The organism is Pseudomonas sp. IT-P395 (genome assembly GCF_949767675.1).
Classification (GTDB): Bacteria; Pseudomonadota; Gammaproteobacteria; order Pseudomonadales; family Pseudomonadaceae; genus Aquipseudomonas.
In genome coordinates this window covers 237,787-262,765 of the sequence record NZ_CATKPW010000033.1, presented here as the reverse complement: position 1 = coordinate 262,765, position 24,979 = coordinate 237,787, and the positions used below count along the sequence as shown (strand labels likewise).

Sequence of the window (24,979 nt, the reverse complement as noted above, 5' to 3'; positions counted from 1 at the left end):
GCGAGCCTGCTCGCGAAGGCGTCAGCTCAGGCGCCGCTGGCCTCAGGCTGAATCAACGCCAGAAGCGTCCATCCCGCCCCAGGCTTTACCGCCGTCTCCGGCGTCACCACATGCACCCAGCCGCTGTCATCACGCATGAACAACAACGTGGCGCGATTGCCATGCAGTGCGCGGTAATCCTCCCATCCGAAACCATCTGTCAGCGTCGTGCTGTACAGCTCAGCCCCCTGACCCATCTGACTGGCCAGCTTCGCGTAAGTAAACGCCTCGCTGCCCAACTGATTGCCTCGATGTTCCAGACTCGCCCGATGTTTATCGCTGCGCCGACTCTCATGACCGCTGGCCAGACCGAACAAACGCTGATGCCCAAAGTCATGACGGAACCGCATCGCCGCCAGAGTATTGAGTTCGCCTGACGGCGACAGCGCCAGCAGATGCCCCAGCCCGACCAGATCCAGATGCGCATCGGCATGTTGCGAGGCCGGATTGCCAAAGTACGTCGGCAACCCTTCCATGCGCGCCGCACGAATATTCTCCCAGCTCGAATCGGTCAGCAGCACGCGGCTGCCCAGTTGCTGCAGCGATTTGCCCAACTCCCGCGCCGGGCCGTTCGCGCCGACAATCAGGAAGCCGCTCGGCGCGGGTTCCGCGACTTTCAGCAAGCGTGCCAGCGGTCGTGCAGTCGCGCTCTGCAGCACAACGGTGCCGATAATCACCGCAAACGTCAGCGGCACCAGCAGTAACGCGCCCTCGTGACCGGCCTCATGCAGACGAATCGCAAAAATCGCCGAAACCGCCGCCGCAACGATCCCGCGTGGCGCAATCCAGCACAATAGCGCTCGCTCTCGCCAGCTCAGGCTGGACCCGGCAGTGCTCAGCAGCACGTTCAGCGGCCGGGCGATTAACTGAATCACCAACAGCAGAATCAGCACCAGCGGCCCCAGTCCGATCAGGGCATACAGATCCAGGCGCGCCGCCAACAGAATGAACAACCCGGAAATCAGCAGCACGCTGAGGTTTTCCTTGAAGTGCAGGATGTGCCGTACATCCACGCCCTTCATGTTCGCCAGCCACATGCCCATCAATGTCACCGCCAACAGTCCCGACTCGTGCATCACGGTGTTCGAAGCAATGAAAATCCCCAGCACCGCTGCCAGCGAAGCGAGGTTATGCAGATACTCCGGCAGCCATTGCCGGCGAATCACCGTACCGAGCAGCCAGCCACCGACAACGCCGAACACCGCGCCGCAGAGAATCACGCCGCCAAAGGTGAACAGACTCTGCTTGAGGCCATGCCCTTCAGCGCTGGCAATGATGAAGCTGTAGACCACCACAGCGAGGAGGGCGCCGATCGGGTCGATGACGATGCCTTCCCAGCGCAGAATGTTGGCGATCGAGGCTTTCGGTCGCACCACGCGCAGCATCGGCACAATCACGGTCGGGCCGGTGACCAGCGTCAGGCTGCCGAACAGGATGGCCAGCATCCAGTCGAAGCCGAGCAGGAAGTGTGTAGCGACGGCGATGACGATCCAGGTCGAAATCGCACCGATGGTCACCAGGCGATGAACCACACTGCCGATCTCTTTCCACTCCGACAGGTGCAGGGTCAGGCTACCTTCGAACAGAATCAGCGCCACCGCCAGCGACACCAACGGCATCAGCAGCGGCCCGAACATTTCCTGCGGATCGAGCCAGCCGAGCACCGGGCCGACCAGAATGCCGGTCAGCAACAGAAACAGAATCGCCGGCAGCTTCAGGCGCCAAGCCAGCCATTGGCAACCCAGCGCCGCTGCGCCGATCCCGCCAAACGCCAAGAGAATTTGCTGCTCGTTCATTGATGCTCCCTGTTCCTTGAATTAGCCGGCTATGAAAGACTAGCGCCCATTCCTACAGTTCACTCTACATTTGCGCACAGTCCATGAGGCTGTGTGTCTTGAGCGCCCATGCCTGCCATCGACCATCCGCTGATTGACCAATTCCTCGACGCTCTATGGCTGGAGAAAGGCCTGTCCGATAATACCCGCGGCGCTTATCGCAGCGACCTGGCGCTGTTCAATGGCTGGTTGCAGGAGAAAAATCTGCAGCTGATCAACGCCGGTCGCGAGCTGATCCTCGATCATTTGGCCTGGCGATTGGAGCAGAACTACAAGCCGCGCTCCACAGCCAGATTCCTCTCCGGGGTGCGTGGCTTTTATCGCTATCTGCTGCGGGAAAAGCTGATCAGCGTCGACCCGACGTTGCGCGTCGACATGCCGCAACTCGGTAGGCCGTTGCCTAAGTCGCTGTCGGAAGCCGACGTCGAAGCCCTGCTCAAAGCACCGGATCTGAGCGAAGCGATCGGCCAGCGTGACCGCGCCATGCTTGAAGTGCTGTACGCATGCGGTTTGCGGGTGACGGAACTGGTCAGTCTGACGCTGGAGCAGGTCAATTTGCGCCAGGGCGTGTTGCGAGTGATGGGCAAGGGCAGCAAGGAGCGGCTGGTGCCGATGGGCGAGGAGGCGATTGTCTGGATCGAGCGTTATATGCGTGATGGCCGTGGCGAACTGCTTGGCGGCCGGCCAAGTGATGTGCTGTTCCCCAGTCAGCGCGGCGAGCAGATGACCCGCCAGACCTTCTGGCACAGGATCAAGCATCAGGCCAAGGTCGCGGGCATCGGCAAGTCGTTGTCGCCGCACACCTTGCGTCACGCGTTTGCCACGCACCTGCTCAACCACGGCGCGGATTTGCGCGTGGTGCAGATGCTGCTCGGCCACAGCGACCTGTCCACCACGCAGATCTACACCCACGTCGCCCGCGCTCGATTGCAGGATCTGCACGCCAAACACCATCCAAGAGGTTAACTCCATACCTTCCCCTGTAGGAGTTGCCGAAGGCTGCGATCTTTTGATCTTAAAAACAAAATCAAAAGATCGCAGCCTTCGGCAGCTCCTACATAAAGCGGTGTGATCTATGGCGACAGGCGCATTCGGCCACCGTGGCCTTATGTGTTAGGCTTTGCCGGTTTGCACGATGGACGGTTATGACCCGGTGTTCCGGCACGGGCGTTCTGATCGTTCCATTTGTCCGCCTTCAGGAGTTCTCATGCGTCTGACCCAGATTTTCGCCGCCGCAGCCATTGCGTTGGTCAGCACCTTTGCCGTCGCCGATGACGCGGCCGACAAAGCCATTCGTCAAAGCCTGGAAAAACTCGAACTCGAGGTTCCGGTAGAAAGCATCAGCGCCAGCCCGTTGCCGGGCATGTACGAAGTCAAGCTCAAGGGCAGCCGCGTGCTCTACGCCAGCGCCGACGGCCAGTACATCGTTCAGGGTTACCTGTTCCAGCTCAAGGACGGCAAACCGGTCAACCTGACCGAGAAGACCGAACGCCTGGGCATCTCCAAACTGATCAATGCCATCCCAGTGGCCGAAACCGTGGTTTATCCGGCCGTGGGCGAAACCAAATCGCACATCACCGTGTTCACCGACACCACCTGCCCGTACTGCCACAAACTGCACGCCGAAGTGCCTGAGCTGAACAAGCGCGGCATTGAAGTGCGCTACGTCGCGTTCCCGCGCCAGGGTCTGAACTCGCCGGGCGATGAGCAGCTGCAAGCCGTGTGGTGCTCGAAAGACAAGAAAGCCGCGATGGACAAAATGGTCGATGGCAAGGAAATCAAGGCCGCCAAGTGCGATAACCCGGTTTCCAAACAGTTCGCCCTCGGTCAGTCGATCGGCGTGAACGGCACACCGGCCATCGTTTTGGCTGACGGACAAGTGATTCCGGGCTACCAGCCTGCGCCACAAGTCGCCAAACTGGCGCTGGGCGCGAAGTAATTCGTATCGTCACGGTCAGCCGTGACGATCATGGTCCGGCAGCAGCATCGCCGGGCCATTAATAGAGAGCCGCGAGCACGCGGTTGTTTTCCGGCCGACCCCGCGTCGGCCGTTTTATGGGGAGTTCACAGTGAATCCGGTCAAAGTAGGCATCTGTGGGTTAGGGACCGTCGGTGGCGGTACCTTCAACGTACTTCAGCGCAACGCCGAGGAAATCGCTCGTCGTGCCGGGCGTGGAATCGAAGTGGCACAAATTGCCATGCGCACGCCAAAGCCTCAGTTCCAGACGACCGGTATTGCGATTACCAACGATGTCTTCGAAGTGGCCACGAACCCTGAGATCGACATCGTCATAGAGCTGATGGGCGGCTACACCGTTGCCCGCGAGCTGGTACTCAAGGCCATCGAGAATGGCAAGCATGTGGTCACCGCGAACAAGGCTCTGATTGCCGTTCACGGTAATGAAATTTTCGCCAAGGCACGCGAGAAAGGCGTGATCGTGGCGTTCGAAGCGGCCGTGGCCGGTGGCATTCCGGTGATCAAGGCGATCCGTGAAGGCCTGTCCGCCAACCGCATCAACTGGGTCGCCGGGATCATCAACGGCACCGGTAACTTTATCCTCACCGAAATGCGCGAGAAGGGCCGTACCTTCGAAGACGTGTTGGCCGAAGCTCAGGCACTGGGTTACGCCGAAGCCGATCCGACTTTCGACGTTGAGGGCATCGACGCCGCGCACAAGCTGACGATCCTGGCCTCCATCGCGTTCGGCATTCCGCTGCAGTTCGACAAGGCTTACACCGAAGGCATCACCAAGTTGACCACCGCTGACGTGAATTACGCCGAAGCGCTGGGCTATCGGATCAAGCACCTCGGTGTGGCGCGCAGCACCGCCGCCGGTATCGAGTTGCGCGTACACCCGACGCTGATCCCGGCCGATCGTCTGATCGCCAACGTCAACGGCGTGATGAACGCGGTGATGGTCAACGGTGACGCCGCCGGTTCGACGCTGTTCTACGGTGCTGGCGCCGGCATGGAGCCAACCGCTTCGTCGGTGATCGCCGACCTGGTCGATGTGGTTCGCGCCATGACCTCCGACCCGGAAAACCGTGTACCGCACCTGGCCTTCCAGCCGGATTCGCTGTCGGCCCATCCGATCCTGCCGATCGAAGCCTGCGAAAGCGCTTACTACCTGCGCATTCAGGCCAAGGACCATCCGGGCGTTCTCGCTCAGGTGGCGAGCATCCTCTCGGAGCGCGGCATCAACATCGAGTCGATCATGCAGAAGGAAGTCGAGGAACACGACGGTCTGGTACCGATGATCCTGCTGACCCACCGTGTGGTCGAGCAGCGCATCAACGACGCCATCGCCGCCCTCGAAGCGCTGGCCGGCGTCAACGGTCCGGTTGTGCGGATCCGCGTCGAGCACCTGAACTAAGTTGTTGTCCTGCACCGGCCCCGTGAACGGGGCCGTTGTTGTGAACACTCTCCATTGGAGTCAGTCATGCGTTACATCAGTACCCGCGGCCAGGCACCGGCCCTGAATTTCGAAGACGTCCTGCTGGCCGGTCTCGCCACCGATGGCGGTCTGTACGTTCCGGAAAACCTGCCACGTTTCACCCAGGAAGAGATCGCTTCCTGGGCTGGCCTGCCGTATCACGAACTGGCCTTCCGGGTGATGCGCCCGTTCGTCACCGGCAGCATTCCGGACGCCGATTTCAAAAAGATTCTCGAAGAAACCTACGGCGTGTTCTCGCACAACGCCGTGGCGCCGCTGCGTCAGCTGAATGGCAATGAATGGGTGCTGGAGCTGTTCCATGGCCCAACCCTGGCGTTCAAGGACTTCGCTCTGCAACTGCTCGGTCGCTTGCTCGACTACGTGCTGGAAAAACGCGGCGAGCGCGTCGTCATCGTTGGCGCCACCTCCGGTGATACCGGTTCGGCCGCCATCGAAGGCTGCAAGCACTGCGAAAACGTCGACATCTTCATCCTGCACCCGCACAACCGCGTGTCCGAAGTGCAGCGTCGTCAGATGACCACGATCTTCGGCGAGAACATCCACAACATCGCCATCGAAGGCAACTTCGATGACTGCCAGGAAATGGTCAAGGCGAGCTTCGCCGACCAGAGCTTCCTCAAAGGCACGCGTCTGGTGGCGGTGAACTCGATCAACTGGGCGCGGATCATGGCCCAGATCGTCTACTACTTCCACGCCGCCCTGCAGTTGGGCGGTCCGGCGCGTTCGGTGTCGTTCTCGGTGCCGACCGGCAACTTCGGCGATATCTTCGCCGGTTACCTGGCACGCAACATGGGCCTGCCGATCAACCAGTTGATCGTCGCCACCAATCGCAACGACATTCTGCACCGCTTCATGAGCGGCAATCAGTACGTCAAGGACACCCTGCACGCCACGCTGTCGCCGTCGATGGACATCATGGTTTCGTCGAACTTCGAACGCCTGCTGTTCGACCTGCACGGTCGCAACGGCGCAGCAATCGCCGGTCTGATGGATTCGTTCAAGCAGGGCGGCGGTTTCAGCGTCGAGCAAGAGCGCTGGACTGAAGCGCGCAAACTGTTCGACTCGCTGGCCGTAGACGATGCGCAGACTTGCGAGACCATCGCCGAAGTCTACGAGCAGACCGGCGAAGTGCTGGATCCGCACACCGCCATTGGCGTCAAAGCTGCGCGCGAATGTCGTCGCAGCCTGGACATTCCAATGGTCATCCTCGGTACCGCGCACCCGGTAAAATTCCCGGATGCGGTGGAGAAAGCCGGTGTAGGAAAAGCGCTCGAGCTACCTGCACATCTTTCTGATTTGTTTGAGCGAAACGAGCGCTGCACCGTTTTGCCAAACGAGCTGAAAGCCGTGCAAGCCTTTGTCAGCCAGCATGGCAACCGCGGCAAGCCGCTTTGAGCCATTAAAAGCTGTCACATTTTGAAGCCCGTCTCCTGACGGGCTTTTTTGTTTCTGCTGCCACACTGCTCGGGTTTTCACCCATGAAGGACGGGTGAGTCGATCACGAAGGAAGTGGCAATGCTGTTTTATAGAGGTTTGAAACCGGCACTGGGTGTATTGTTTTTGTTCGGATTGTTGGCGTTGATGCGCTGCAGCATGGCGGCGCAATTGGCGCTGCACGCTGATGCCGTGACGTCCAGAGTCCAGCCCATCGAACTGGCTCCACACGAGCGTCAATGGATTCGCGACAACCCCAAGGTGACGGTGACGTCGGTGCAGTACCCGTTGTATCTGTTTCAGGATGAGCACGGGCAGTGGAGCGGCTTGAACAACGACGTGCTCAAGCGCATAACGGCGATGACCGGGCTGCAGTTTGAGCATCAGGAGTCGTTCTCAACGGATCACATGCTCGAGCGCCTGGAGAGCGCAGCGGCCGATATCAGTACAACCTTGGCCATGAGCGAGGAGCGCAAGGCATTCCTCGATTACAGCCACGCGTTCGGTGGCGCTGGCTGGGTGTTTGTCGGCCGCGCCGACGCACCTCGGCTGGATGCTTTCGAGCAGTTGAGTAAACGGGTGCTGGTGCTGCCGGCCCGGCATGCGCTGGAGGACATGATCAGGCGTGACTTTCCTTCGATCGAGATTCGCTCGGTCAAGACCTACGCCGAAGCACGGGCACTGGTCGAAAGTGGCGATGCCTACGCCACTATCGAAAACGAAATCGGCGCACAGCTTTACCCGCTGGGTTTGCTCAAGGTCGGCGGTCTGGTCGAAGGCAAATGGGAAGCGGATAACCTGGCCGTACGCAAAGGCATGCCAGTGCTTCTGAGTATTCTCAACAAGGCCCTTGAAGCGTTTCCCGCAGCGGAACTGCGGGCGATCCGCCTGAAATGGCTGGAAGGTATTGCACCGGCGCCCGTGCCTTCAGTCTGGCAGCAAATGCTTGAATGGGGTTGCTGGGGCATGGTCGGGCTTGGCGTGTTCGGCCTGCTGTCGCTGATATGGAATCGGCGTCTGGCCGCCGTGATCAAACTGCGGCGCGCGGCGGAAAAGGATCTCGGCGATCAACTGGCATTTCAGCATGCGTTGATCGACTCCATGCCGGATCCGGTGTTTGTCCGTGATCTTCAAGGGCGACTGATCATGTGCAATCGTAGCTATGAGGAGGCCCTGTCGGTTCGATTGGATCAGGTGCTGGGGCGCTTGCTGATCGAGGTCAACGCGCTGCCCGAAGCGACGGCGCTGATGTTGCACGATGAATTCATGGTGCAGTTGCGCACGCGCAAATCGCGTTTCAGCAAACGGCGATTGCAGTTCAAGAGTGGCCCCCGTGAGGTCTATCAGTGGACGGTGCCGTTTTACAGCGCCGACGGCAAACTGCGGGGGCTTTTGGGCGGTTGGACAGACATCACTCAGCGCCGTACAGAGAGCGGGTGTCGATGTCTGCAATGAAGATGGGAAATGTCCTATAAGACGCGACTACTTTTCCGATGGGAGGCTTAGGACGGCTGCCCTAGAGTGACAACAACTGCGGTGAGAGTCCGCGATTGTCGCTCCAGAGGTCGCTTATGCGCTCGCTTAAAGTCCTGATACTTGAACCCAATCCGTTCCAGCTGATGGCATTGCATCAAATGCTCAATGCCATTGGCATCTACGACGTACTGACGGCGCCGTCGCTGGCTTCGGCGCTGTCTTCGCTGGACCATCGCGGTGCGGTCGACATCGCTATTTGCGATCCGCAACTCAAGGGCGGCGATGGCCTGGCACTGATCCATCATCTGGCGGTTCAGCATGAGGCGCGTGCGCTGATCCTGCTGGGAACGGTGGCTTCGAGCTTGCTGAACGATCTCGAACCCTTGCTGTGCGAACACCGCTTGCGGCTGTTGGGGCGCCTGCAAACGCCGGTGTCGGCGGTGTTGATGCGCGGTTTGCTCGACAGTTACCTGATCGCTGCTTCGCCACCCGTGCGGGGTTGACCGGGACGGTTATTTTTCTGTCATCTTCGCCGTGCATGCTCTGACAGACCGGTGACACTCCAGAAACGGGGTAGTCGGTATGCAGAACTTTCTTCTCGGGCCGGTGGTCATTTATTGTGAACACGCCCCAGGCACACAGTTTTCGGACTATTGAGTGGAGATCGAGATGGAAAGTATCAGTCTATTGCTCGGTGAGGCTCTGAGCCCGTATCAGGTTTCGTTGTCTCCAAACGGTTCCCATGGCGAATGCCTGGTGACCTTGAAGAACAGCAGCGGCGCCATTGTGGTGGAACGCGAATTCAATCAGGCACAACTGAGCGACAAGCGCCAACTGACCGATGTCGTTGACGGTTTGCACCGCGACGTTCTGATTGCTGAAGGACGGCTGGAACCGTGTGTGATCGCGGCATTGCGCAACGCAGCACTGGACAAATGTGCGGCGTTGTAAAGATGAAATATTTTTTGTGGGAACCTTCCTGCATCCCTGTCAGTCAGACCCCATAACAGCAGGATCAAGCATTGTGCTCCGGTGCTTGTCGCTTGCTGCTACGGGTCTTTATGTAGGCCACGTTTAACCCCGAGTCGTCTCCCCACTTCTCGGGGTTTCTTTTGTCCGGCGTTTGCCTATTGCGCTGCCTGGTGCTCGAAAAATGTGCGGGCTTCTTCGAGATAATCCTCACGTCGGTCGGTGTCCAGCCAGGCGGCATAGAGCTGATTGAGATGGTCATGGGGCAGGGTGCGCAGCAGTTGGTTGATCTCGCTGATGGCCTGGCGTCCCTGGGTGGTGTCGGAACACGCCACGTAGCCTGAGAGATATTTTCCCGTGCCGCGAATCGGATAAAACTCCAGCTCATCCTCGGCGATCTGCGCCTGCCTGGCCTGATAGCGGATTTCCGGCCAGTAACCCAGCACCACCTGCAACCGGCCCAGACGCTGCATCGACAGCAGATTGGTCAGCGCATCGTTACCGTAATGGGGCGTCAGTGCGCCGCTGGGGGCCTGATGCAGAATGTTGTCGATAAATTCGCCATAACTGCGCTCAGCGACCACGCCGACTTTTCTGTCGGTGGCGGTCAGCAACGCCGACAGGTCGACTTCGCCGTTCACCAGATAAGGTTCAAGGACCGAGCGATCTTGCTGGCGCACCACCAGGCCGTTGCTCACGGCGCGAATCGCCGGGATCGAATACGCCACCCACTGTGCGCGCTCTTTGTTCCACAGCAGCGCGGGGTCACAGGCAAACGGGTTTTCATGAAGCATCTGCAGACCACGGGCGCGATTGACCCGCATCAGCGTGTGTTCGTACTGCGGCATGCCGGCGATCAGCAACGGCATCAGTTGATCGATCACACCCTGGCCCTTTTTCGGGCCTTCGAAAATGGTCAGTGGCGGCAGGTCACGCAGCAACCAGATCAGCGTCGGTTTCGCCTGCGCGCCAGTCGACAGCATGAGCAAAAACAACAGGCCGAACAGCCGCCACGTCCACCAGTGATGGGCGCGGTTGGTGTGCGATGTATGCCGGTGTTTCAGCTTAAATGGCTCCGTCTTCGCGCAACTTGGCGATCTGTCTCTCGTCGTAGCCAAGGTCGTGAAGTACCTGCGCATTGTGTTCACCCAGTTGCGGTCCGACCCATTCTGAACTACCCGGTGTCTCAGAGAGTTTCGGCACAATGCCCGGCATCTTGAAGTCTTTGCCGTCAGGCAGCTTGGCGTGCAGGAACATCTCTCGGGCCAGGTACTGTGGATCGTTGAACATGTCCTCGGCACTGAAGATCCGGCTGGCCGGCACCTCGGCCTGATTGAGCAGGTCGAGCACGCTTTGCAGCGGCAGCGAATTGACCCAGCGATCAATCACGCCATACAGCTCGTCGCGGCGATTATCGCGGCCGTCATTGCTGGCCAGTGTCGGATCGTTGGCCAGATCTTCGCGGCCGATGATCAGCATGAAGCGTTTGAAGATTGCATCGCCATTGGCGCCGATTTGCACGTGTTTGCCGTCGGCGCTGGTGTGAATAGAAGAGGGTGTAATGCCCGGCATGATGTTGCCGGTGCGCTCGCGGATAAAGCCGAACACGTCGAACTCCGGCACCATGCTTTCCATCATCGCAAAAATGGCTTCATACAACGCCACATCGACAACCTGACCGGTGCCACCGTTGACTTCGCGATGACGCAGCGCCATCAGTGCGCCGATCACACCCCACAGTGCGGCAATCGAATCGCCGATGGAAATCCCGGTACGCACCGGTGGCCGGTCCTCGAAACCGGTGATGTAACGCAAACCGCCCATGGACTCGCCGACCGCGCCGAAGCCCGGTTGATCTTTCATCGGCCCGGTCTGACCGAAACCGGACAGCCGGACCATCACCAGTTTCGGGTTCAAGGCATGCAGGGTTTCCCAGCTCAGGCCAAGCTTTTCCAGTACGCCGGGGCGGAAGTTCTCGATGAGAATGTCGGCTTCACTGAGGAGTTTTTTCAGGATCGCCAGACCTTCAGGGTGTTTGAGGTTCAGCGTCAGTGATTTCTTGTTGCGCGCCTGGACGAACCACCACAGCGACGTGCCTTCGTACAGTTTTCGCCATTTGCGCAAGGGATCACCGCCGTCGGGCGATTCGATCTTGATCACTTCGGCACCGAACTCGCCGCAAATGCGCGAGGCAAAAGGCCCGGCAATCAATGTACCCAATTCAATGACTTTCAGACCCGAGAGCGGTTTGCTGGTGAACGGCATGCGAAATCCTGTAGGACAAAGGCTGAGCAGATACAGCGTTTTAACATAGCCGGCTGTCAGACGCCGCAGCTTGATCGCCATCAATTCGATGATTGCCTACCGCATCGGTTAGACTTGCCGACTTTCCTCGTATCAAGAAGCCCGTTCATGGCCCAGCCGTCCACTACCTATAAATTTGAACTGAACCTCACCGACCTCGACCGCAGTGTCTACGAGAGCGTCAAGCAGACCATCGCCCGTCACCCTTCGGAAACCGAAGAGCGCATGACCGTGCGACTGCTGGCCTACGCTCTCTGGTACAACGAGCAGTTGTCGTTCGGCCGTGGTCTGTCAGACGTGGATGAACCTGCGCTGTGGGAAAAGAGCCTGGATGATCGTGTTCTGCACTGGATCGAAGTCGGCCAGCCAGACGCCGACCGTCTGACCTGGTGCTCGCGTCGCACCGAGCGCACCAGCCTGCTGGCCTACGGCAGCCTGCGTGTCTGGGAAACCAAGGTGATCCCGGCGATCAAGAACCTGAAAAACGTCAACATCGCTGCTGTCCCGCAAGAAGTGCTGGAAACCCTGGCCAAGGACATGCCCCGCGTTATCAAGTGGGACGTGATGATCAGCGAAGGGACGATCTTCGTCACCGACGACCGTGGTCAGCACGAAGTCCAGTTGCAATGGCTGCAAGGTGAGCGCGGCTGATCCCGCGTCACCACCGGAATAATCCCACGTAATCAAGAGAAGTCTCCGTCACCCCATGCGTATCGAACCTCGTCAACTGCCTGCCACTCTGCCTTTTCTCGGTGATCTGCCGCCGCTGTTGACCCGCTTGTACGCGGCGCGGGGCGTGCAGTCCGAGGCAGAGCTGGACAAGAGCCTGGCGCGGTTGATCCCGTTCCAGCAACTCAAAGGCATAGACGCAGCGGTAGACCTGCTGGTGACGGCGCTGGAACAACGTCAGCGCATCCTCATCGTCGGCGACTTCGATGCGGACGGCGCGACGGCCAGCACTGTCGGCATGCTCGGTTTGCGCTTGCTCGGTGCGGCGCACGTCGATTATCTGGTGCCGAACCGTTTCGAGTATGGCTACGGCCTGACCCCGGAAATCGTCGAAGTTGCGCTGACCCGCGAGCCGCAATTGCTGATCACCGTCGACAACGGCATCTCCAGCGTCGAAGGCGTGGCAGCAGCCAAGCGTGCGGGTCTGAAGGTCTTGATCACCGACCACCACTTGCCCGGTGATGAGCTGCCGCAGGCCGATGCGCTGGTCAATCCGAACCAGCCCGGTTGCGAATTTCCGAGCAAGGCACTGGCCGGCGTCGGGGTGATTTTTTACGTGTTGATGGCGTTGCGCGCGCGTTTGCGCAGCCTCGGCTGGTACGAGAACAAGCCGCAGCCGAACATCGGTGAACTGCTTGATCTGGTAGCGCTGGGCAGCGTTGCCGACGTGGTGCCGCTGGATGCCAACAACCGGATTCTGGTGCATCAAGGGTTGGAACGAATTCGCGCCGGACGCGCACGGCCGGGGATCAAAGCGATCCTTGAAGTGGCCAAGCGTGACGCTGCACGCATTACTTCCACGGATCTCGGCTTCATCGTCGGCCCGCGCCTCAACGCCGCCGGGCGTCTGGATGATATGAGTCTGGGCATCGAATGCCTGCTCACCGCCGACGCCAACCTGGCCCGGGAAATGGCCGCACAACTGGACGGCATGAATCAGGATCGCAAATCTATCGAGCAGGGCATGCAGCGTGAAGCGCTGGCGCAGCTCAAGGACTTGCCGGTGGAGTCGATGCCGTTTGGCCTGTGCCTGTTCGATCCGGAATGGCACCAGGGCGTGATCGGGATTCTCGCGTCGCGGATGAAAGAGCGTTACTTCCGTCCGACCATTGCTTTTGCTGATGCCGGTGATGGTTTGCTAAAAGGTTCGGGCCGTTCGGTGCAGGGCTTCCACATTCGTGATGCCTTGAGTGTGGTGGCGGCGCAGCATCCGAACCTGATCGCCAAGTACGGCGGCCACGCAATGGCCGCCGGTCTGACCTTGCCGCAGGAGAATTTTCCGCTTTTTGCCGAGGCCTTTGACGCTGAAGTGCGTAGGCAACTTCGCGAGGAAGACCTGACCGGGCGCATGCTGTCGGACGGCACACTGGCGGTGGAAGAATTCCACCTCGAACTGGCTCGCGCCTTGCGCCATGCCGGGCCTTGGGGGCAGCACTTCCCGGAGCCGTTGTTTCATGGCGTGTTCCAGTTGGTCGAGCAGCGCGTGGTCGGTGAACGTCATCTGAAAGTGGTGCTGAAGAGTGAATGTGGCTCGGTGAAGCTGGATGGCATCGCGTTTGGTATCGACCGGGATATCTGGCCGAATCCGACGATTCAGTGGGTTGAGCTGGCTTACAAGCTTGACGTTAATGAGTTTCGGGGTAATGAGACTGTTCAGTTGATGATTGCCCACATCGAACCGCGCTGAGAATCAAAAGATCGCAGCCTGCGGCAGCTCCTACATGGGAATGCGGTTTCCTGTAGGAGCTGCCGAAGGTTCGGGCCGCGATCGGACGATCTTTTCTTGAATTTCCCGCGATCCCCCGTTGTCGACTAGGCTCTAAGCACTGCTTGATTGGCCTTGTGACGTCTTGTCGAATTTTTTGCCCGCGGGGGCGGGTGCTGTGCCTTTTTCCTGTCACTCGTCGACTATTCAAACAGAACCCTGGAGCCTGCCCACTGATTTGAGAGGTGCCCCATGAGTCTGCTGCTTGAACCCTTCACCCTGCGCCAACTGACCCTGCCCAACCGCATCGCGGTGTCACCGATGTGCCAATACTCAAGTGTCGACGGCCTCGCTAACGACTGGCATCTGGTACACCTCGGCAGTCGCGCGGTAGGTGGCGCGGGTCTGGTATTTACCGAAGCCACGGCGGTCACGGCCGACGGGCGGATCACCGCCGAAGACCTTGGCCTGTGGAACGACGAACAGGTCGAGCCGCTGCAACGCATCACCCGCTTCATCACTGCCCAAGGTGCGGTCGCCGGGATTCAACTGGCCCACGCCGGGCGCAAGGCGAGCACCCATCGGCCGTGGATCGGCAAGCATGGCAGCGTCAAACCGGAAGATGGCGGCTGGACGCCAGTCGGGCCGTCGCCGATTGCTTTCGATCCGCAGCACACGCAACCGAAACAGCTGGATGAGGGGCAGATTGCCGACGTCATTCAGGCGTTTGTCGATGCTGCCAAACGTGCTTTGACGGCTGGTTTCAGTGTGGTTGAGGTGCATGCGGCGCATGGTTATCTGCTGCATCAGTTTCTCTCGCCGCTGAGCAATCAGCGTCGTGATCAATACGGTGGTTCGTTTGAGAACCGTATTCGTCTGGTGCTGCAAGTCACTGAAGCGGTGAGAGCGGTCTGGCCTGAGGAATTGCCGGTGTTTGTCCGCGTGTCGGCGACTGACTGGGTGGAAGACGGCTGGAATCCGGACGAAACCGTGGAGCTGGCGCGACGCCTGCACACCCTTGGCGCGGATCTGATCGACGTGTCGTCGGGCGGGACAGCAGCCAACGCTGAAATTCCGGTGGGGCCGGGTTATCAGACGCGTTTCGCCGAGCGTGTGCGCAAGGAGTCAGGCATCGCCACCGGCACTGTGGGAATGATTACCGAGCCGGCGCAGGCTGAGCACATTCTGCGCACCTGTCAGGCCGACATCATCTTCCTCGCCCGCGAGCTGCTGCGTGATCCGTACTGGCCGCTGCACGCGGACGATGATCTGGGTGGGCGCAAAGCGGTGTGGCCGGCGCAGTACCAGCGTGCGACTCATCGGGATCAGCCGATTCATGAGTCTGATCTGCGCGATTGAGTTGGTAGCGGTAAAGCAAAAAGCCCCGGTCAGTGATGGCCGGGGCTTTGTTTTGTCTGATGATCTTTTGTTGAAATACTGCCGTCATCGCTGGCAAGCCAGCTCCCACAGGTCTGGCGTCGTACACAAAAATTGTGATCAACACCAAACACTGTGGGAGCTGGCTTGCCAGCGATGAGGCCCGTGCAGGCGCCTCAAATCATCAAGGGTACTTACGCTTGTCCGGCGCCGGCGGGAAGTACTGGTACAGCCAGGTCTCGCTCAACGTGCGGTCATTGGTGCGAATGAACAAGCGCAGCTCCACCGGCTCCACGCTGTCATTGGTCGGGTACCAGTCGAACAGAATCCGGTAACCCTTAATGTCATCCAGCACCAGCACGCTGAAGTCCTGCACCTTGCCGTTCGAGCAGGTCACCACCGGCTCGATCCCGGTGCCCTGCGGCAGACGATCCAGACCACCACCGGTGAAGTCCACGGCAAAGCGACGGGCCCAAACCGGCGGATAATGCTCGCCCGGTGCCCAGCCCTCAACGAAACCGCCCATGCCGGAACGGGTCGCGTGCACCCGTGCCAACGGCGTACCCACTGGCGGTAGCGCGCTCCAGTACAGCTTGTAGCCGTAGTTCAACGAATCCCCGGCAGCCACCGGTTTTTTCGGTGTCCAGAACGCCACGATGTTATCGAGGGTCTCGCCGGTGGTAGGGATTTCCAGCAGATCGATCGAGCCTTCGCCCCACGCGGTGGTCGGTTCTACCCACAGGCTCGGGCGCTTGCTGTACCAGTCGACGGTGTCCTGATAGTTGGCGAACTCATGGTCAGTCTGCACCAGCCCGAAACCCTTCGGATCCTTGTCCGCAAACGCGTTGAACTGCAGGGTCGCCGGGTTGTTCAGCGGACGGCAGATCCACTCGCCGTTGCCGCGCCACATCGCCAGACGATCCGAGTCGTGGATCTGCGGGTGGATGGTGTCGCACATGCGGCGCTCGTGGGTGCCGCAACTGAACATACTGGTCATCGGCGAGATGCCCAATTGCTCGATCGCCGTGCGCGCATTGATGTGCGCATCGACTTCCATTACCACGCGCTCGGCCTGGCAATCGATGTCGAAACGATAAGCGCCAGTGGCACTTGGCGAGTCGAGCAGGGCATACACCACAAATCGGGTGGCGTTCTTGTCCGGGGTCTCGAACCAGAACTTGGTGAAGTCAGGGAATTCTTCGCGTTTTTTCGCGTACGTGTCGATCGCCAGGCCGCGCGCCGAGAGGCCATATTGGCCAGTGGCGTCTACCGCACGGAAATAGCTGGCACCGAGGAACGACAACACATCGTGACGATCCAGCTCTGGCGCTTTGAACAGCTTGAAGCCGGCAAAACCGAGGTCACCCTTGAGCTGCTGGGTGTCGACTGACGTGTTTTCATAGTTGAACAGTGCCGGGCGGAAATGCACCTCGCGGGCAGTGCGCGTCTTGGCGTCGACGCTGTACATGCGCACCGGCTGACGGAACCCCATGCCGACATGGAAGAACTGCACGTCCAGTTGGCCCTTGTTTTCCTTCCACAGCGAATGCTCGCCGTCGTAGCGGATCGCGTTGAAGTTCTGCGGGGTCATGGTCGCCAGGGTTGGCGGCAGCACCTGTTTGGTGTCCTGATAGGCGCTGCCAGCCAGTTGCTTGGCCTGGCGCTTCAGCGCTTCGAAGTCGAAGGCCTGCGCCTCGCCATCGGCGGCGCCGCCATTGGCCGCCCACGCACGGCTGGCCAGCAGGCCAGTGGCCGAAAGACCGGTGTAAGCCGCAATGGCCATGGACGCTTTGAGCAAATTCCTGCGATGCATAAATACAACCTGTCGTGTGCAATCCCGCGCCGTTCCTGGCACGTGCTGGATCAGAAATAACGGTTCGGACAAGCCTTCGGCCAAACGCAACGGACTATTAACAGATGCCCGCTAGCTTAAACGGTTCGCTCGCAATGCAAAATTCGTTGATTCACCGCGCCAGTGTGTCAATGAAACAAGACATGTCGGTTAAAAATCTGACAGGGCGTTCTGATTTACACGGCATATCTGCTTTTTTCGACTAATTACTCTAAAAACCGCTTTTCAGCGCCGATTTAATTTCTATTCTATGGGCATGACCGGTGCTGACCGGTAGGGCACACGGCGCTGCTGTAAGGGGCAGGGCGATGTGGTGGTTTAGCAATTCTTTGAAGTATTGAAGGACATCGTCCATGGCAAAAATACAAGGTATCACCGACATGCTGGGCATCTTTCCCTGCCTCGGCAGCGGCCGCAAAAGGCGTCGGCTCAGCTCTGACGAAGTGAAGCTGGTTGAGCGATATCGGGAGCTTTCGGAGAACGACCGGATTGCGATGCGGTACTTGGTGGATGCGATGCGGAGTGTTTCGCGGTTTTAACGCTGGGGTGGGCACCGGGAAAGCCATTCGGCTTTTACGCTGGCCAGGTCAATCAAATTGCCTGCGTCGGCATCGTCGATGCCGACGGCAATGGCTTTCTGAAGCTCGGCACTGTCGTTTAGTTTCAGGTAAGAGATCGCAAAGCTTTCATCGCAGGGAATGACTTCCTCAATCTGAGGAAATTTGAGAACAGTTCTACTCATCTGAATTCAACTCGCTAGAGGGGACACGCTAAACCTGTGGCGAGGGAGCTAGCTTCCTCGCCACAGGTTTTTTGTTTATGAGCCTTAGCTGCAAGTGCCCAGAACCGGATACGGCGTTGGCCGTGCATTAACTCCGGCACATCCCGCCATTTGACCCACGCCTGCTGTTGCCAGTGCAGCAACGGCACGGTAACGCCTGCCCAATGCATCGAACTCACGCTGGGGTGGTTTTTCACAGAGCTTGAATGGGTTTCGCGCAGCATCGGGATGACTTCATGGCTCAGCCATTGGCGCAGGTGTCGGTTTTCCGGGACGAAGTGATGGACGAGCAGGGCGAACAGGCCGGATTCGCTGACCATCGCGCAATCGATGATTTCGCCGTCCCGACGCAGAAGGACATGGCGACGCTGGTCGGGATCGAGTTTCAGAGTAAGGCGTTCGTTCAGCGGATAGCCCATCAAGCGACCGAGATCCTGAACACAGAACCAGGTTTCGTGATCTTGCATGAAGGCGTGGAGGAAACGGTTGTGGCGGGTGAAGACGACGGGGGTGAAGAAAGCGGAGCTTTCAGAAAGAATTTGTACGTGGTTAGGCATTTTTCGACTCCAATATTGAGAATAGAGCCGCCACTCAAATGAGTGCGGTCACGCCGTTTTGATATTTACTCCGGCTCCGACACCGGGCCGCTGATTTCTCTGCCGAGAGAAAGCCTATCGGCTAGCCACCTACTACGCCAAGTCGGCTCTATCGATACCTTCTGTAGGAAAGAGGATTTATCTCTGAGGGTCGTATCTGTAGGAAATGCCTGTTTTTGCATAGGTGCCAGCGAGCCCGCCCCTAACCAGTGTTTTTTCCGTTATTTGTTTGAATCTTGCGCATCGCTGCAGATGCTCGGCCCTTGGTTTCAGGGCTCAAAGGATTGTAAGGAATAACGGAGAATTCAATGAAGGTGTCTCTCAAGCAGATCAACGGCCCTTGGGATCAGGGCTGGGTGCTGGACAAACACATGGTAAGTAGTACCTTTCTTGGCAACGATGATCGCGGACACCCATGCTTCGATAATCAGCGCACTGAGATTGGCGAGGCGACCTACCGGCTCAAATACCAGAAGGACTGGACTCAGGTCAGCCCACTTGCTCAGGCAGTAGCGACAAATGTCTTCCCAAAACTGGATCAGGTCGGGTTTGTAGTGCCTATGCCTGCTTCAAATATTCGTCAGCGACAACCGGTAACTGAGGTTGCCCAGGCGTTGGGACGAATTATCGGTCGGCCGGTTTTCTCGGATTTGCTTCGAAAAGCGACCACGGGAAAGTCGCTCAAGGATTTGCATTCGAAAGCAGACAAGGTTGCTGCGATTGGAGACAGTTTCAGCGTCAATGATGAAATCACCACTGATGGGCGCTGGAATGTTTTGGTTGTAGATGATTTGTTTGATAGCGGGGCGTCCATGGACGCGGCCTGCGCTGTTTTGCGTAAATATCCGAAGGTAGGGAAAATTTACGTCGCAGCGCTAACTTGGAAGTGAATTCAATGACGACTGTATTTATTGCCGGCTCTATCAACATCAAGAACCTTGATCCGAAGGTTAAAGAGCGCATCAATAATATCGTAGCGTCAGATTTTGAGGTGGTGGTGGGTGATGCTGGGGGCGCCGATACCTCCATTCAGGAGTACCTGCTGAGTCTCGAACGATCCAGAACCACGGTGTTCTGCAGCGGTTCGGCGCCGAGGAACAACCTAGGGCACTGGCCCGCCAGAACAGTCGACTCCAAGCATTCCAAAGGGTCGAGAGCTTTCTTCACCGAGAAAGACGTCGTCATGGCCGAAGCGGCTGACTACGGCTTGATGATCTGGGATGCAAAGAGCACCGGTACGCTCAGCAACGTCATTGAATTGTTGTCGAGAAAGAAGAAGTCGCTTGTTTTCGTCAACAAGGAAAAGCAATTCAAAGTAGTCGGAGACGTTAGTCAGCTCGAAGAGTTGATTGCATTCATGTCCGATCACGCCAAGCAAAAAGCCAATGAAAAAATCAAACTGTTCGACCGTATTTCCCTGTTGAAGCACGATCAGGCAGAGCTTTCTTTTTGATGATGTTTCACGGCTTGCCTGAACCCCGGCACCTTGTCGGTGCCGGGATCACAGGCTCTTAGCGACTCACCTTCCAAGCATCCCCTGCCGGCGCCTTGCCATGGTCATACGGCTTGCCAATCCACATGTAAACCAAGCCCAACCCAATCACGATCGCGGTGCTCAACACCATCGCATAGTTCACATACCACGCTGCATCCGGCGTACGTGGCCAGGCCATGTTGATGATTGCGCCAACGCCGTACACCAGCGCGCCGATGTTCACCGGCCAGCCCCACGCGCCGAGGGTGAATTTGCCGCTCGGTTTCCAGCCTTTGCTGCGGGCGTACAGTGCGGCCAGCACGATCATCTGGAATGCGAGGTAGATGCCGATCGCGGCGAAGCTGACGATGGTGGCCACGGCGTCTTGCAGGAAGAAGCCGAGGGCGATGATCAGCGCGGGCAGGACGCCGGACACGAACAGTGCGGCAACCGGTACTTGGGTGGTAGGAGAAATCTTTTTCAGCAGTCGGCTGCCGATGACCATTTCATCGCGAGCGTAGGAGTACAGCAGACGGCTTGCCGCTGCTTGTAGGCTGATGACGCAGGAGATGAAGGAAATCATTACCACGCCCATCACCACTTTCGAACCGACCGGGCCGAAGGCGTTGTTGAGGATGGTGGTGACCGGGTCTTTGTCGGTGCCGTTGATCACCGCTTGCATGTCCGGCACAGCGAGGATCAGCGCCAGGCAGGCGAACATCGCCGCGATGCCGCCGATGTAGATGGTCATGCGCATGGCCACCGGGATTTTTGCGCTCGGGTTCGGGGTTTCTTCGGCGACGTCGCCGCAGGCCTCGAAGCCGTAGTAGAGGAACATCCCCGCCAACGACGCGGTGAGGAACGCCGGCAGGTATGAGCCGTCGACGCTGATGTCGAAGGTGTTGAACAGCACGCTCAGCGGTTGATGGCGTTCGAATACCAGCAAGTAAACACCGACGATCACTGCGCCAACCAGTTCGCAGAGGAAGCCGAACATAGCGATACGCGCCAGCACTTTGGTGCCGCTGAGGTTGACCAGTGTGGCGAACAGGGTCAGCACCAGGGCTATGACGATGTTGGTGTTGTTGCTTGGCTCGAAACCGAGCATGGCGGCCAGGTATGGGCCAGCGCCGACGGCAACTGCAGCAATGGTGACGCAGAGGGCGATGGAGTAGATCCAGCCGACCATCCATGCCCATTTTTTACCGACCAACCGGCGTGCCCAAGGGTAAACACCTCCGGAAATCGGGAACTGCGAAACCACTTCGCCGAAGATCAGGCACACCAGCAATTGGCCGCAACCGACCAGCAAGTAGGCCCAGAACATCGGTGGGCCGCCAGCGGCGAGGCACAGGCCGAAGAGGGTATAAACCCCTACGACCGGTGACAGATAAGTGAAGCCCAACGCGAAGTTTTCCCACAGGCTCATGCTGCGGTTGAAGTTCGAGGTGTAGCCCAGTTTGCGCAGTTGTTCGGCATCGCTGTCGGCAACGGCTGCGGCGAGATCGGGTGAGGAACTCATGTGTGTTTTGCTCCGTGAAATCGGCAGATTTCGGATGGCCAAGGCCGTGGCGGGGCTTTGTGGGCGCCGCCCGGTTCGGTAGTTATTGTTTTGGTTTCGGTGAAGCCTGGTGGTGGATCGCCGACATCGTCCGTGTGTCGCGGAAAAGATCGCAGCCTGCGGCAGCTCCTACAGAAGAGCGGCGTCCATCATGTAGGAGCTGCCGCAGGCTGCGATCTTTTCGCTGTTAATGCTTGAACATCACATGCCGAACCGTGGTGTAGTCCTCCAGCCCATACATGGACATGTCTTTCCCGTAGCCGGACAATTTCTGACCGCCATGGGGCATTTCGCTGACGAGCATGAAGTGCGTGTTCACCCACGTGCAGCCGTACTGCAAACGCGCCGACATGCGATGCGCGCGTCCGACATCTGCCGTCCACACGGAGGAGGCGAGGCCGTAATCCGAGTCGTTGGCCCATTCCAGCGCCTGCGCTTCATCGGTGAACTTGGTCACCGAAACCACCGGCCCAAACACTTCGCGACGGACAATCTCGTCGTCCTGCTGCGCATCGGCCAAAACGGTTGGTTCAAAGAAGAACCCGTTACCGTCGACAGCCTTGCCACCAGTGATCAAACGAATGTGCGACTGCGCCACGGCACGCTCGACAAACCCGGCAACACGGTCGCGATGTTGTGCAGTGATCAACGGCCCCAGTTCGGTCGACGGATCATCCTGCAAGCCGTACTTGATGCTGCTGACCGCCGCGCCAAGCTTCTCGACGAACTTGTCGTAGATGCCCTGCTGCGCGTAGATCCGGCACGCGGCGGTGCAGTCCTGCCCGGCGTTGTAAAAACCAAAGGTACGAATGCCTTCCACCGCCGCATCGATATCGGCGTCATCGAAGATGATTACCGGCGCCTTACCGCCCAGTTCCATATGCATGCGTTTGACGCTGTCGGCAGTGCTGGAAATGATGTTGGCGCCCGTGGCGATCGAACCGGTCAGGGAAACCATGCGCACTTTCGGATGGGTAACCAGCGGGCTGCCCACGGTAGGACCGCGACCAAACACCAGATTGAGTACACCAGCCGGGAAGATTTCTGACGCCAGTTCGGCCAGACGCAACGCGGTCAGCGGGGTTTGTTCCGACGGTTTGAGCACTACGGTATTACCCGCGGCCAGCGCCGGGGCGATTTTCCAGGCGACCATCATCAGCGGATAGTTCCACGGCGCGATGGAGGCAATCACGCCGACCGGATCGCGGCGGATCATTGAGGTGTGGCCGGGCAGGTATTCGCCAGCGGCCGAACCGCTCATGCAACGGCTGGCGCCGGCGAAGAAACGGAACACGTCGGCAATCGCCGGAATCTCGTCGTTGAGCGCGGCGCTGTAGGGTTTGCCGCAATTATCGGATTCCAGTTTGGCCAGTTCTTCGCCGTGGGCTTCGATGGCGTCGGCGAGTTTGAGCAGCAGCAGCGAACGGTCTTTCGGCGCGGTTTGCGACCAGTCGGCGAAAGCGTTGTCGGCGGCGCGCACGGCGGCATCGACCTGGGCTTCGCTGGCTTCGTTGATTTCTACCAGGACTTCGCCGAGCGAGGGATTGAGCACCGGTTGCGCCGGGCCTTCGCCGTTGACCAGTTGGCCGTTGATCAAGAGTTTGGTTTGCATGTCTGTTGTCCTCACTAATACTTTTATTGTTCTGCCGAAACCGTTATTCGGTTATTTGCCGCCGCTGCCGGCGACGCTCTCGCCACCACGCGTCAGGTAATACGCGCCGAGGATTGGCAGCATCGTCACCATCATCACCAGCATGGCGACGACGTTGGTCACCGGCACATCTCGTGGCCGGCTCAGTTGGTTAAGTAGCCACAGCGGCAACGTGCGTTCATGCCCGGCGGTGAACGTGGTAACGATGATTTCGTCGAACGACAGCGCAAACGCCAACATGCCGCCGGCCAGCAACGCCGAGCCGAGGTTGGGCAGGATGATGTAGCGAAAGGTCTGCCAGCCATCGGCGCCGAGATCCATCGAGGCCTCGATCAAACTGTGCGAAGTACGGCGCAGGCGGGCGATAACATTGTTGTAGACGATCACCACACAGAAGGTCGCGTGGCCAACGATGATGGTGAACATCCCCGGCTCGATCCCCAGCGTCTTGAACGTCGCCAACAGTGCGATCCCGGTGATGATCCCCGGCAGCGCAATCGGCAAAATCAGCATCAGCGAGATGCCTTGTTTGCCGAAGAAATCCCGGCGGTACAACGCTGCTGAAGCCAAGGTGCCGAGGACCATCGCAATCAACGTGGCGATGGCTGCGATCTGCAACGAAAGCTTGATCGCCTCCAGAACATCCGGCCGCGAAAACGCCACGCTGAACCAGTGCAGCGTGAAGCCCTTCGGCGGAAAGCTGAACGCGGCTTCTTCAGTGTTGAAGGCGTAAAGGAAGATGATCAGGATCGGGAAGTGCAGAAACACCAGCCCGCCCCAGGCTGCGATTCGTAGCCCGATTGAAGCCCTTTCAGAGCGCATCGAAGGCCCCCAGTCGTTTGACGATGGACAGGTAAACCGCGATCAACACAATCGGCACCAACGTAAACGCGGCGGCCATCGGCATATTGCCGATCGCACCTTGCTGCGCGTACACCATGCTGCCGACGAAGTAACCTGGCGGCCCGACCAGTTGCGGCACGATGAAGTCGCCCAAGGTCAGCGAAAACGTGAAGATCGAACCGGCGGCGATGCCCGGAATCGACAGCGGCAAGATCACCTGCATAAAGGTCTGACGCGGCTTGGCCCCAAGGTCAGCGGAGGCCTGCAACAGCGACGGCGGCAGACGTTCCAGCGACGCCTGAATCGGTAGAATCATGAACGGCAGCCAGATATAAACGAACACCATGAACCGCCCCAGGTGCGAGGTCGACAAGGTGCTGCCGCCCACTCCGGGAATCCCCAGAATGAACTGCAACACCGGCTCCAATCCAAGGTGCTGCACGAACCACTGCGCCACGCCGCCCTTGGCCAGCAGCAACGTCCACGCATACGCCTTGACGATGTAACTGGCCCACATCGGCATCATCACTGCGATGTAGAAAAACGCCTTGGTTTTGCCCGTGGTGTAGCGCGCCATGTAGTAGGCAATCGGGAACGCAACGATGGCGCTGGCGATCGACACGACGATGGCCATGCTCAGCGTGCGCAGGATGATGTCGAAGTTCGACGGCTGAAACAGCGCGGCAAAATTCGCCAGGGTCAGGTCCGGCGTGACCGCCATGGTGAAGTCGTCGAAGGTGTAGAAACCCTGCCACAACAGCACCAGCAGCGAGCCGAGGTAGATCGCGCCAAACCACAGCAGCGGCGGCACCAGCAGCATCGACAGATACAGGTTCGGCTTGCGGTAGAGCAGGTTGGAAAACCGGCGCAACGGCGGCGATGCAGTCATCGCGAGCAT

Annotated in this window: 22 protein-coding genes and 1 pseudogene; 13 read left to right on the top strand and 10 right to left on the bottom strand. The window is 58.9% G+C overall.

What is annotated here, in order from left to right; translation table 11 throughout:
• Positions 1 to 26: 26 nt before the first annotated feature.
• Positions 27 to 1,835 (bottom strand): cation:proton antiporter, encoded by a 1,809-nt coding sequence (locus tag ACM6IN_RS19920; RefSeq protein WP_095112567.1) that lies wholly within the window; start codon positions 1,833 to 1,835, stop codon positions 27 to 29.
• Positions 1,836 to 1,943: 108 nt separating this feature from the next.
• Between ACM6IN_RS19920 and xerD the strand changes: the two genes are divergently transcribed.
• The 7 genes from xerD (at position 1,944) to ACM6IN_RS19885 (ending at position 9,190) form a co-directional block, all read left to right on the top strand.
• Positions 1,944 to 2,840 carry a site-specific tyrosine recombinase XerD gene (gene xerD / locus ACM6IN_RS19915; RefSeq protein WP_007908976.1) on the top strand — a complete coding sequence of 299 codons (897 nt, stop codon included), beginning with the start codon at positions 1,944 to 1,946 and terminating at the stop codon, positions 2,838 to 2,840.
• A gap of 241 nt (positions 2,841 to 3,081) precedes the next feature.
• Positions 3,082 to 3,813: a bifunctional protein-disulfide isomerase/oxidoreductase DsbC gene (dsbC, locus tag ACM6IN_RS19910; RefSeq protein ID WP_007908974.1), complete on the top strand. Its 732-nt coding sequence runs from the start codon at positions 3,082 to 3,084 to the stop codon at positions 3,811 to 3,813.
• 130 nt (positions 3,814 to 3,943) lie between these two features.
• Positions 3,944 to 5,248 (top strand): homoserine dehydrogenase, encoded by a 1,305-nt coding sequence (locus ACM6IN_RS19905; protein ID WP_007908972.1) that lies wholly within the window; start codon positions 3,944 to 3,946, stop codon positions 5,246 to 5,248.
• 66 nt (positions 5,249 to 5,314) lie between these two features.
• Entirely contained in the window at positions 5,315 to 6,724 is a 1,410-nt protein-coding gene (gene thrC, locus ACM6IN_RS19900; RefSeq protein ID WP_007908970.1) for a threonine synthase, read from the top strand.
• A gap of 120 nt (positions 6,725 to 6,844) precedes the next feature.
• On the top strand, positions 6,845 to 8,218 hold the full coding sequence (locus ACM6IN_RS19895) for a transporter substrate-binding domain-containing protein (RefSeq protein ID WP_095112563.1): 1,374 nt from the start codon (positions 6,845 to 6,847) through the stop codon (positions 8,216 to 8,218).
• A gap of 116 nt (positions 8,219 to 8,334) precedes the next feature.
• Positions 8,335 to 8,742 (top strand): response regulator, encoded by a 408-nt coding sequence (locus ACM6IN_RS19890; RefSeq protein ID WP_414916581.1) that lies wholly within the window; start codon positions 8,335 to 8,337, stop codon positions 8,740 to 8,742.
• A 166-nt stretch (positions 8,743 to 8,908) separates the two neighbouring features.
• The gene (locus tag ACM6IN_RS19885; RefSeq protein WP_414916580.1) at positions 8,909 to 9,190 is read left to right on the top strand and encodes a DUF3509 domain-containing protein; all 282 of its coding nucleotides are present in this window, start codon (positions 8,909 to 8,911) and stop codon (positions 9,188 to 9,190) included.
• Between the two features lie 176 nt (positions 9,191 to 9,366).
• Here ACM6IN_RS19885 and ACM6IN_RS19880 read toward each other — a convergent pair whose 3' ends face one another.
• The gene (locus ACM6IN_RS19880) at positions 9,367 to 10,191 is read right to left on the bottom strand and encodes a TIGR02285 family protein (RefSeq protein WP_414916579.1); all 825 of its coding nucleotides are present in this window, start codon (positions 10,189 to 10,191) and stop codon (positions 9,367 to 9,369) included.
• 82 nt (positions 10,192 to 10,273) lie between these two features.
• The gene (locus ACM6IN_RS19875; RefSeq protein WP_007908962.1) at positions 10,274 to 11,473 is read right to left on the bottom strand and encodes a CaiB/BaiF CoA transferase family protein; all 1,200 of its coding nucleotides are present in this window, start codon (positions 11,471 to 11,473) and stop codon (positions 10,274 to 10,276) included.
• Between the two features lie 147 nt (positions 11,474 to 11,620).
• Between ACM6IN_RS19875 and ACM6IN_RS19870 the strand changes: the two genes are divergently transcribed.
• From ACM6IN_RS19870 to ACM6IN_RS19860, 3 genes are all read left to right on the top strand, one after another.
• Entirely contained in the window at positions 11,621 to 12,163 is a 543-nt protein-coding gene (locus tag ACM6IN_RS19870) for a YaeQ family protein (RefSeq protein ID WP_007908961.1), read from the top strand.
• A 55-nt stretch (positions 12,164 to 12,218) separates the two neighbouring features.
• Positions 12,219 to 13,928, top strand: coding sequence for a single-stranded-DNA-specific exonuclease RecJ (gene recJ / locus ACM6IN_RS19865; RefSeq protein ID WP_007908960.1), 1,710 nt, complete (start codon positions 12,219 to 12,221; stop codon positions 13,926 to 13,928).
• Positions 13,929 to 14,198: 270 nt separating this feature from the next.
• Complete coding sequence (locus ACM6IN_RS19860) at positions 14,199 to 15,305, top strand: NADH:flavin oxidoreductase/NADH oxidase (RefSeq protein WP_414916578.1); 1,107 nt, start codon at positions 14,199 to 14,201, stop codon at positions 15,303 to 15,305.
• A gap of 202 nt (positions 15,306 to 15,507) precedes the next feature.
• Here ACM6IN_RS19860 and ACM6IN_RS19855 read toward each other — a convergent pair whose 3' ends face one another.
• Positions 15,508 to 17,136, bottom strand: a complete 1,629-nt coding sequence (locus ACM6IN_RS19855) for a glucan biosynthesis protein D (protein ID WP_414916577.1) — start codon at positions 17,134 to 17,136, stop codon at positions 15,508 to 15,510.
• A 392-nt stretch (positions 17,137 to 17,528) separates the two neighbouring features.
• Here ACM6IN_RS19855 and ACM6IN_RS19850 point away from each other — a divergent pair, with 392 nt between their 5' ends.
• Entirely contained in the window at positions 17,529 to 17,714 is a 186-nt protein-coding gene (locus ACM6IN_RS19850) for a hypothetical protein (RefSeq protein WP_007908956.1), read from the top strand.
• On the opposite strand, the gene ACM6IN_RS19845 is transcribed toward ACM6IN_RS19850, so the two are convergent.
• Both ACM6IN_RS19845 and ACM6IN_RS19840 read right to left on the bottom strand, forming a co-directional pair.
• Complete coding sequence (locus ACM6IN_RS19845; protein WP_414916576.1) at positions 17,711 to 17,917, bottom strand: hypothetical protein; 207 nt, start codon at positions 17,915 to 17,917, stop codon at positions 17,711 to 17,713. The genes ACM6IN_RS19850 and ACM6IN_RS19845 overlap by 4 nt on opposite strands.
• Before the next feature lie 84 nt (positions 17,918 to 18,001).
• Positions 18,002 to 18,513: pseudogene (locus ACM6IN_RS19840) on the bottom strand (Bro-N domain-containing protein).
• A gap of 347 nt (positions 18,514 to 18,860) precedes the next feature.
• Here ACM6IN_RS19840 and ACM6IN_RS19835 point away from each other — a divergent pair.
• Together ACM6IN_RS19835 and ACM6IN_RS19830 are read left to right on the top strand one after the other, a co-directional pair.
• Entirely contained in the window at positions 18,861 to 19,442 is a 582-nt protein-coding gene (locus ACM6IN_RS19835; RefSeq protein ID WP_007908952.1) for a ComF family protein, read from the top strand.
• A 5-nt stretch (positions 19,443 to 19,447) separates the two neighbouring features.
• Positions 19,448 to 20,005 carry a hypothetical protein gene (locus ACM6IN_RS19830; RefSeq protein WP_007908951.1) on the top strand — a complete coding sequence of 186 codons (558 nt, stop codon included), beginning with the start codon at positions 19,448 to 19,450 and terminating at the stop codon, positions 20,003 to 20,005.
• 58 nt (positions 20,006 to 20,063) lie between these two features.
• Here ACM6IN_RS19830 and ACM6IN_RS19825 read toward each other — a convergent pair whose 3' ends face one another.
• The 4 genes from ACM6IN_RS19825 to ACM6IN_RS19810 all read right to left on the bottom strand — a co-directional run bounded on the left by ACM6IN_RS19825 (position 20,064) and on the right by ACM6IN_RS19810 (position 24,970).
• Positions 20,064 to 21,548: an APC family permease gene (locus ACM6IN_RS19825; protein ID WP_077571272.1), complete on the bottom strand. Its 1,485-nt coding sequence runs from the start codon at positions 21,546 to 21,548 to the stop codon at positions 20,064 to 20,066.
• Between the two features lie 226 nt (positions 21,549 to 21,774).
• Positions 21,775 to 23,199 (bottom strand): gamma-aminobutyraldehyde dehydrogenase, encoded by a 1,425-nt coding sequence (locus ACM6IN_RS19820; RefSeq protein WP_150706043.1) that lies wholly within the window; start codon positions 23,197 to 23,199, stop codon positions 21,775 to 21,777.
• A 51-nt stretch (positions 23,200 to 23,250) separates the two neighbouring features.
• Complete coding sequence (locus tag ACM6IN_RS19815) at positions 23,251 to 24,060, bottom strand: ABC transporter permease (RefSeq protein WP_007908948.1); 810 nt, start codon at positions 24,058 to 24,060, stop codon at positions 23,251 to 23,253.
• Positions 24,050 to 24,970: an ABC transporter permease gene (locus ACM6IN_RS19810; RefSeq protein ID WP_007908947.1), complete on the bottom strand. Its 921-nt coding sequence runs from the start codon at positions 24,968 to 24,970 to the stop codon at positions 24,050 to 24,052. Before ACM6IN_RS19810 ends, ACM6IN_RS19815 begins: the two co-directional genes overlap by 11 nt.
• Positions 24,971 to 24,979 lie beyond the last annotated feature (9 nt).